Here is a 10,061-nt window from a genome sequence, read left to right on the forward strand (position 1 = left end):
GGGTCGCGGATGTACCGGTCGGGCGACCGGGTGCGCTGGCTGGCGGACGGCCAGTTGGACTTCCTGGGACGGGCCGACGACCAGGTGAAGGTGCGTGGCTTCCGTATCGAGCCGGGTGAGGTGGAGGCGGTACTGACCGCGCATCCCCGGGTGCGGTCGGCGGTGGTGGTGGCCTGGGGCGATGATGCGGACCGGCGCCTGGCGGCGTATCTGGTGCCGGATGATGCGTCGGTGGGTGTGCCGGATGTGGGGGAGTTGCGGGCGTTCGCTTCGGGCCGGTTGCCCGGTTTCATGGTTCCGGCGGTGTTTGTGGAGCTGGCGGCGTTGCCGTTGACGCCGAACGGCAAGCTGGACCGGGCTGCCCTACCCGTGCCGGATGGCGCCCGGTTGGGGTCGGGTGTGGAGTATGTGGCGCCGCGCACGGAGACGGAACGCGTGCTGGCCGAGGTGTGGGCGCGGGTGCTGGGGGTGGAGCGGGTCGGTGTCGAGGACAACTTCTTCGAGCTGGGCGGCGACTCGATCATCAGCATCCAAACCGTCGCACGCGCACGCGAGCGCGGAGTCCACATCACGGTCGTGCAGGTCTTCGACCATCAGACGGTGGCGGCATTGGCAAGCGTGGCCTCCGCCGAAAGCACGGCGGATGCCGAGCAGGGTCTGGTGGTGGGTGATTTCCCGCTGTCGCCGATCCAGCGGTGGTTCCTGGAGCGGGAGACGCCCGAGCCGTGGCACTTCAACCAGTCGATGGTCGTGGAGATCACCGACCGGGTCGAGCCCGAGGCACTGCGCGCTGCTCTGCGGGCGGTGGTCGCGCACCACGACGCGCTGCGCTCACGGTTCGTGCGTGAGGCCGACGGCTGGCAGGGCCGGACGGTCGCGGACGAGACCGCCGAGCTGCTGCGAGTGGTCGACGGCGAAGACCAGGCCTGGGGTGCCGACGCACACACGAGCCTTGATCTCGCGGACGGGCCGCTGCTGCGCGCTGTCCTCATCGAACGCGGCGACGCACCGCAGCAGTTGCTGATCGTCGTGCATCACCTCGTCGTCGACGCGGTGTCCTGGCCGATCCTGCTGGAGGACCTGACCCTGGCCTGCGAGCAGTCCGCACTGCCGGCCAAGACGACCTCGTTCACGGCATGGTCGGAGCGGCTCACCGAGTTGGCCGACACGATCGACACAGCCGAGACCGACTACTGGCGTCAGGTCGAGGCCGCTGTCACCGGCCCGTTGCCGCGCGACCACCACGGCCCCAACACCAACGCGCTGGCGAGGAGGGTCTCCGTCGCCCTCGGCGCCGAGCAGACCCGACGGCTTCTGCACGAGGTGCCCGGGGTGTTCCGGACGCAGATCAACGATGTGCTGCTGACCGTGCTCGGGATGGTGCTCGCGCCGTGGGCCCGTACAGGGCAAGTGGTGGTCGATCTGGAGGGCCATGGCCGTGAGGACGTGGGCGCCGACATCGACGTGTCGCGGACGGTCGGCTGGTTCACCAGCGTGCACCCCGTGGCACTCGACGCGGTCACCGACGGCGATCTGGGCGCGGCCCTTCGCCGTACCAAGGAGAACCTGCGGGCCATCCCGCGGCGCGGCCTGGGCTACGGGCTCCTGCGCCACCTCACCGACCGGACGCCCGGTGGGCCGGTGCCGGAGGTCAGCTTCAACTACCTGGGCCAGACGACGCAGGCGGTCCGGTCGGCCGGAAGGTTCCGGCCGACCGGTCAGCGGATCGGCGAGCCCGAACCGGCCCACGCCGACCGTGCCCACTTGCTCTCGATCAACAGCCAGGTCGTCGCGGACCGCCTGGAGATGGTCTGGACGTACGGCGGTCAGGTTCACGACGCGACCACGGTCGACCGGCTGGCGCGGCGCTACATCGAGGTCCTGGACCAGCTCGTCGACCACTGTCTGCGGCCCGGCACCGGCGGCTACACACCGTCGGACTTCCCCCTCGCGGGACTGGACCAGGACGCCCTCGACGTCATCCAGCGGCGCTTCGACACCGGAGGTTCATGATGACGGCGTCCGAGACGGCCACCGGCGCGCGCAACCGCACCATCGAGAACATCTACCCGCTGACGGGGCTGCAGCAGGGGATGCTGCTCCACACCCGGCTCGCCCCGGAACCGGGCATGCACTGGGCGCAGTACGGCTACCTGCTTGAGGGCGCGTTGGAGCTGAGCGCCCTGCGCCGGGCCTGGGAGCTGGTGTTCGTACGGCACGAGGTGCTGCGCAGCGCGGTGGTGTGGGACGGCGTGCCGGTACCGGTGGCGGTGGTGTCACGGGAGATCTCGCTGCCTTGGCAGGTGGTGGACGCGTCCGATCTCGACGAGGAGGGTCGCCTTCAGGCGGTCGACCACTACCTGGCCGAGGACGCAGCACGCGGTGCGGACTTCACCGCGCCCTCACTGACACGCGTCGCGGTGATCCGGCTGGCTTCTGACCGGCACCAGCTGGTGTGGAGTCACCACCAGATGATGCTGGACGGGTGGAGCGTCCCGATCGTGATCGGGGAGGTGCTGGAGGCCTACGACGCCTTCCGCTCGGGCCGACCGCCGCAGCTTCCGGCCCGTGCGCCGTTCCGGGAGTTCGTGGCCTGGGCGGCGCGGCAGGACGAGGACGAGGCGCGGCGCTACTGGCGGCAGTATCTGGCCGGAGTCGGTGAGCCGACGACGCTCGGGGTGGAATGCGCCACCGGGGACGAGGGCCAGGCCCTGTACCCGGTGGAACTCTCCCCGGCTGTGCGGGGCGACGGACTCATGGAGTTCGCACGACGCCACCGGCTGACCCTCAACACCGTCGTGCAGGGCGCGTGGGCGTTGCTGATGTCGGTCTACAGCGGCTTCGACGACATCGTGTTCGGTGTCACGTCCTCGGGACGCGGCGGTCAGATCGACGGTGTGGACTCCATGGTCGGCCTGCTGATCAACACCACTCCGGTACGGGTTCGCCTCGACCGGGACCGGCCTCTGACCGAGTGGCTCGCCGCGTTCCAGGAGGAGCAGGTGCGGGCTCGGCAGTTCGAGCACACCCCCCTGGTGACGATCGCGGCGAGCAGCGGCCTGGCTGCCGGGCGGCCGTTGTTCCACAGCCTCTTCGTCTTCGAGAACTACCCGGTCGCCGACCTGGAGGAGGGTACGGAACGGTCGGCAGCGAGCGGTCTGCGGGTGGACCGCAACCTGGTCGGCCAGCAGGCCGACCAGCCGCTGGTGGCGATCGCCGGATGGCGGTCGGAGTTCACGATGCGGATCGCCTACGATCGGGCCCGTTACGACGCCTCCACGGTGGCGCGTCTGGCGGAACACCTGGCCGCCGTCCTCGACGCCATCGCCGCCGACAAGGCACACCGGGTCGGTGACCTGCCCGCCCTGACCGCGGCCGAACGCGCGAAACTCCTCGGTGCGTGGAACGACACGGCCACCGGCCTGCCGGGTGTGGGCGGGGTGCATGAGCTGATCGCGGAGCGCGCGATGGCGCGTCCGGACGCGGTGGCGGTGGTGTGTGACGGCGTCTCGCTGACCTACGCCGGCCTGGTGGAGCGCGCGGGCCGGGTGGCGTGCCACCTGCGTGCGGCGGGGGTGCGTGCGGAGTCGGTGGTGGGGCTGCGGCTCGGTCGTGGAGTCGACATGATCGTAGCGGTGCTCGGGGTGTGGCAGGCGGGTGGTGCCTATCTGCCGCTGGACCCGGAGTATCCGTCCGACCGGCTGGAGTTCATGGTCGCCGACAGCAGGGCCGGGGCGGTGATCGGCCCTGCCGAGATGGCCACCGCACTGGCCGGACCGTCCAGTGCGGTTCAGGCCGTGGTGCACCCTGACCAGCTGGCCTATGTGATCTACACGTCGGGTTCGACGGGCCGCCCCAAGGGCGTGCAGGTCACGCATGGGGGTGTGGTGAACCTGGTGGTCGGCCAGCGCCCGTCGTTCGCAGTGCGACACGGCGACGCGGTCGTGCAGTTCGCCTCGTTCGGATTCGACGCCGCCGTGTCCGAGATGTGTGTGACGCTGGCCGGCGGCGGGACCTTGGTCGTGGCCACTGCCGAACAGCGCCTGGAACCGCGGGCGTTGACGAACCTGCTGCGCTCCGAGGGCGTAGCGTTGGCGACCCTCCCCCCATCGCTGCTACGGGTACTGACACCGGCCGCCCTGGACGGCGTACGCACGGTGGTGGCGGCCGGGGAGCGGCTGGACACCGACCTGGCGGCGACCTGGGCCCGGCGGCATCGTCTGCTGAACGCCTACGGCCCGACCGAGACGACGGTGTGCGCGAGCATCGGTGTGGTCGAGGACGGTGTGGTCGAGGACGGCGTGCCTTCGATCGGCACACCGATCGCCAACACCCGTGTCTACGTACTGGACAAGAGGTTGCACCCGGTCCCGGCAGGAGTGGCGGGGGAACTGTTCATCTCCGGCAGGCCGGTGGCACGGGGCTACGGCGGACGGCCCGCCTTGACCGCGGAGCGCTTCCTGCCCGATCCGTTCCGGGCCGACGGATCGCGGATGTACCGGACCGGCGACCGCGTGCGATGGCTCCCGGAGGGGCGCCTGGAGTTCCTGGGCCGCGCCGACGACCAGGTCAAGGTGCGAGGTTTCCGTATCGAACCGGGCGAGGTCGAGGCGGTACTGACCGCTCACCCCCGGGTCGGTTCGGCCGCGGTGACGGCGTTCGGTGAAGGCACGGCACGGCACCTGGTCGCCCACCTGGTCCCGGCCGACCCGTCCGAAGGCATCCCGGATGTCGCCGAGCTGCGCGCGTTCACGCAGGAGAGCCTCCCCGCTCACATGGTTCCGTCGGCGGTCATTGAGCTGGCCGCCCTTCCGCTGACCGGAAACGGCAAGACCGACCGTGCCGCGCTCCCCCCTCCGGACGGGGTGCGGCCGACGCGGGCGGGATACGCGGAACCCGCCACCCCCGCGGAGGAGTTGCTCGCGGGAATCTGGGCGCAGGTACTGGGCCTGGACCGGGTGGGCGCCGAGGACGACTTCTTCGAGCTGGGCGGGCACTCACTGCTGGCCACCCAGGTACTCTCCCGGGTCCGTGACGTGTTCGGGGCCGAGGTACCGCTCGCGGCGCTGTTCGATCAGCGGACCGTGCGCGGCCTGGCGGGCGTGGTCGAAGGGCGGGCGACGCAGGGAGAGGCGCCACCACCGATTCTGGCCGTCGACCGGGACGAGCCGCTGCCCCTGTCGTTCGCCCAGCAGCGGCTGTGGTTCCTGAACCAGATGGAGCCCGGCTCCGCCGAGTACAACGCCCCGTCCTCCATGAAGTGGTCCGGCGCGCTGGATGTGCGGGCGCTGACCGCCGCGCTGACCGCCGTCGTCACTCGGCACGAGATCCTGCGCACCCGTCTGGTGGCCGGGCCCGACGGCGTTCCCCACCAGGTGATCGACCCGCCCGCACCCGCCCCGCTGCCGGTGATCGACGTGTCGGCGGCGACCGACCCGCTGTCGGCGGCCCGGCGCCTGACCACCGCCGACGCGACGACCCCCTTCGACCTGGCGACCGGGCCGCTGCTCCGCTCCGCGCTGATCCGGATACGTCCGGACGAGCACCTGCTTGTCCTGACCCTGCATCACGTCGTGGTCGACGACTGGTCGGTACGCATCCTGCGCCGTGAGGTATCGGCACTCTACGAGGCGTTCGCCGCGGGAGAGCCGGACCCGCTGGCACCTCTTGCGGTGCAGTACGCCGACTTCACCGTGTGGCAGCGCCAGTGGTTGTCCGGCGAGGTGATGGCGCGGCAACTGACGTACTGGCAGAGCCGGTTGGGCGGGGCACCTGTGTTGGAGCTGCCGACGGACCGGCCACGTCCGCCCGTACGGTCGAACGAGGGCGGGGTCATCTCGTTCACGGTGCCGGAGACGGTCGCGACTGGGCTGCGGGCGGTCGCGTGCGACGCCGGCGCCACGCTCTTCATGACGTTGCTGGCGGCCGTCGCCGTGGTCCTGGGGCGCTACGGAGGCGGGCACGACGTGGTGATCGGTACCCCGGTGGCGGGCCGCAACCGGGTGGAGACCGAGGACCTGGTCGGCTTCTTCGTCAACACGCTGGTCCTGCGTACCGACCTGTCCGGCGACCCGGCGTTCAGCGAACTGCTCGGCCGGGTGCGGCGGACCGCGCTGGACGCCTATGCCCACCAGGACCTGCCGTTCGAGCAGCTGGTCGACGCCCTGGCCACCGAGCGGGACCGTTCCCGCACGCCCCTCTTCCAGGTGCTCGTCAGCCATGTGGTGGGCGAGCCCGGCGACGACGACGCGGCCGTCACGTCGGGCGGTGACACGGCGGATCGTGACACGTGGAGCGGTGACACGTCGGGCGGTGACACCCCGGACGAGGCGCTCCCGGTGAAGTACGACCTGCTGGTGACGCTGGCGGGCACAGCCTCCGGTGGCTGCCTGACCGGGGTGATCGAGTACAGCACCGCACTGTTCGACGCGACGACGGTTCAACGCCTCGCCGGGCATCTGGGCACCGTACTGGAGGCGGTGGCCGAGGACTCGGGCCGTCCGCTGTCGCGGCTGCCGATGCTGACGCGGACCGAGCGGGCCGCCCTGACGGACGAGTGGAAGGGCATACCCGCAGCCGCCGCCGGGGTGCCCGAGCGGATCGCCGCGCGGGCGGCGGCGGACCCGGACGCGGTGGCGCTCGTGTGCGACGGCGCCTCGCTGACGTACGGCGGGCTGATCGCGCGGGCCAACCGGCTCGCGCACCACCTGCGGGCCGCCGGTGTCGGAGCCGAGTCCATCGTGGGACTGTGCCTGCCGCGGAGCATCGACATGGTCGTCGGGATGGTCGCGACCTGGCAGGCCGGCGGAGCCTATCTGCCCCTGGACCCCGGGTATCCGGCCGAGCGGCTGACCTTCATGCTGGCCGACAGCGGCGCCCGCGTCCTGGTCGCCCGAGGCGGCCTCGAAGCCGGTCTGGCGGCCGGTGGGACGGTGACGGTACGGCTCGACGACCCGGCCGTCACCTCGGCGTTGGCCGCCTCGCCCGTCACCGCACCGGACGTGACGAGGCACCCGGCCCAACTGGCGTACATGATCTACACATCGGGCTCGACCGGGCGGCCCAAGGGCGTTCAGGTCGAGCATGCGGGCGTGGCCAACATGGCGGCCGCGCTACGGCCGGTGCTGGGTGCCGGGCCGGGCGTGCGGGTGCTGCAGTTCGCCTCGTTCAGCTTCGACGCCGCCTCGCTCGATGTCGCGGTCGTACTGGCGGCCGGCGGGACGCTCGCCGTGGCGACCTCGGCGGAACGGGACGATCCGGAGGCTCTGACGTACTTGATCAACGACGGCGCGCTGCAGGCCACCAGCGTCACGCCGTCGCTGCTCGGCGTGCTCGACCCGGCCGGCCTCCCCGGTCTGCGGACGCTGCTGCTGGGCGCCGAACGGCTGACCGCACAGGTCGCCGCCGAATGGGCGCCGGGGCGGCGGCTCGTGAACACCTACGGCCCGACGGAGGCCACCGTCATGGTCACGAGCGGGGCGGTCGATCCGGGCGCCCGAGCGGCGCCGCCCATCGGCACGCCGCCCATCGGTACGGCGGTCGAGGGCAACAGGCTCCTCGTCCTGGACGAGTGCCTCCGGCCGGTTCCGATCGGAGCGCCGGCCGAGTTGTTCATCGGCGGAGTACAGGTGGCGCGGGGCTACGGGGGCCGGCCGGCGCTGACGGCGGAACGGTTCGTCGCCGACCCGTTCGCCGGTGACGGCTCGCGCCTCTACCGCACCGGCGACCGGGTACGCCGCCGGGACGACGGGCAACTGGACTTCCTGGGACGCGTCGACCAGCAGATGAAGGTGCGCGGGTTCCGGATCGAGCCCGGTGAGATCGACGCGACGCTCGTCACCCATCCCGGCGTTCGGTCGGCGCTCACCACGGCGTGGGACGAGGACGGCGAGCGGCGGCTGGTGTCCTATCTGGTCCCCGCGGACCACACGACGGGCGTCCCGGGGTTCGGCGAACTTCGCGCCCATCTACGGCGGTCCCTGCCGGAGTTCATGATCCCCACGTTGTTCGTCGAACTCGCCGCGCTCCCCACGAACCCGAACGGCAAGCTCGACCGGGCCGCGCTGCCCGCCCCCGACGGAGCCAGGCCGGCCCCGGCGGGCAGCTACGTGGCACCGACGGGCGAGGCCGAGGAGACGATGGCGGCGATCTGGGCGCGCGTACTGGGTGTGGACCGGGTGGGGGCCGAGGACGACTTCTTCGAGCTGGGCGGACACTCGCTGCTGGCCACCCAGGTGATCTCCCGTGTCCGTACCACCTTCGGGACCGAGATCCCCCTCTCGGCCTTGTTCGACCGCCCCACGGTCCGCGCGCTCGCGGCGGACGTCGTGGAACGGATCCTGGCGGAGATGGAGCAGCTGTCGGAGGCCGAGGTGCTCCAGTTGCTGGACGCCGACTCCCCGGACGCGACGACTGACGAGGATGGTGTTACCCGATGACGGTCTCCCCTGCGGACCTGCTCGACGAGCTCGAGGGCCGCGGTGTGCGTTTCGAGGTCACCGACGGGCGGCTGCGCGCGTCCGCGCCCAAGGACACACTGACGCCCGACCTGCGGGGACGGCTGCGGGAACACCGCCAGGAGATCATCGAACTGCTGAGGAACCGGAACGACGGGCGGGCCCTGCCACTGACCCCGGCCGCCCGGGAGGGCGCGTTGCCGCTGTCCTTCGCCCAACAACGACTGTGGTTCCTCGATCAGCTCACCCCGGGCTCCACGGCGTTCAACCTGCTGTCGCCGCTGCCACTCGGCGGGGACGTGGACGTGGCGGCACTCGACGCGGCGCTGAACGCGATGGTCGCGCGGCACGAGGTGTTACGCACCCGGCTGGTGGCGGACTCGGACGGCGTGGCACAACAGGTGATCGATGCGCCGGTGCGGGTCGCCTTGCCGGTGGCGGACGTCTCCGAGGAGATGGGCCGGTACGACGCGGCGGAACGACTGGCCTTCCAGGTCGCCGAGACACCGTTCGACCTCGCCGCCGGACCACTCCTGCGCGGCCTGCTGATCCGGCTCGGAGCCGACGAGCACCTACTGGCCCTGTCGATGCACCACGTGATCTTCGATGACTGGTCGACACAGATCCTGCGGCGCGAACTGACGGCGTTGTACGAGGCGTTTCGCGTGGGTGAGCCGGACCCGTTGCCGCCGCTCGCCGTGCAGTACGCCGACTTCGCGGTGTGGCAGCGCCAGTGGCTGACCGGCGAGGTCCTGGACGGCCAGTTGGCGTACTGGAAGGAACGGCTGGCGGGACTGCCGGTCATGGAATTGCCCCTCGACCGGCCGCGTCCACCGGCGCGGTCGAGCGACGGAGCCTGGCTGGCGTTCACCGTTTCGCCGGAGACAGCCGAGGGGCTGCAGCGGATCGCACGTGCCGGTGGCGCGTCGATGTTCATGACGCTGCTGGCAGCGTTCTCCGTCGTACTCGGCCGGTCGTGCGGCACCGAGGACGTGGTGATCGGCACACCGGTGGCGGGCCGCAACCGGGCCGAGATCGAGGGCCTCATCGGGTTCTTCGTCAACACGCTGATCATGCGGACCGACCTGTCCGGCGACCCGACGTTCACCGAACTGCTGGGCCGGGTCCGTGGGTCCGCGCTGGGCGCCTACTCCCACCAGGACCTGCCGTTCGAGCAACTGGTGGACGGGCTCGGCGCCGAGCGGGACCGCTCTCGTACGCCGCTGTTCCAGGTGCTGTTCAGTCATGACGCCACCGACGCCGAGGGACGCGGCGGCGGAGGTCAGCAGAACGACGACAACCCACCGCCGGACGGCGCCGTCGCGGCGAAGTTCGACCTGACCGTGCGGTTCTCGGGCGGTGCCGGTGGCCTGGCGGGTGAGATCAAGTACAGCACCGACCTTTTCGACGCCGCGACGATGGAACGCATGGCTGGGCACCTGGTCACCCTGCTTGACGCTGTCGCGGCGGGTCCGGAGCGGCCGTTGTCGATGCTGTCGATGGTGACGGCGGCGGAGCGTGGGGTGCTGGTTGGGGAGTGGAATAACACGGCTGTTGCTCTGCCGGGTGTGGGTGGGGTGCATGAGCTGGTCGTGGGGCGGGCGG

General features: G+C 71.3%; 3 protein-coding genes. All 3 read left to right on the forward strand.

Going from position 1 to position 10,061, the window contains the following annotated elements; all coding sequences use genetic code 11:
• The coding region (locus tag AB0D14_RS44295; protein ID WP_362791035.1) for a condensation domain-containing protein at positions 1 to 2,013 on the forward strand (2,013 nt) is incomplete at its 5' end.
• Complete coding sequence (locus tag AB0D14_RS44300; RefSeq protein ID WP_362791037.1) at positions 2,010 to 8,438, forward strand: amino acid adenylation domain-containing protein; 6,429 nt, start codon at positions 2,010 to 2,012, stop codon at positions 8,436 to 8,438. The genes AB0D14_RS44295 and AB0D14_RS44300, both read left to right, overlap by 4 nt.
• Positions 8,435 to 10,061: condensation domain-containing protein (locus AB0D14_RS44305; RefSeq protein WP_362791040.1), on the forward strand; the 1,627-nt coding region annotated here is incomplete at its 3' end. The genes AB0D14_RS44300 and AB0D14_RS44305, both read left to right, overlap by 4 nt.

Origin of the sequence: Streptomyces sp. NPDC048484, assembly GCF_040651415.1 — a bacterium.
Taxonomy (GTDB): Bacteria; Actinomycetota; Actinomycetes; order Streptomycetales; family Streptomycetaceae; genus Streptomyces.

Coding starts and splice junctions, on each gene's coding strand:
- AB0D14_RS44300 (WP_362791037.1), top strand. CDS start 2,010: ATGATGACGGCGTCCGAGACGGCCACCGGCGCGCGCAACCGCACCATC.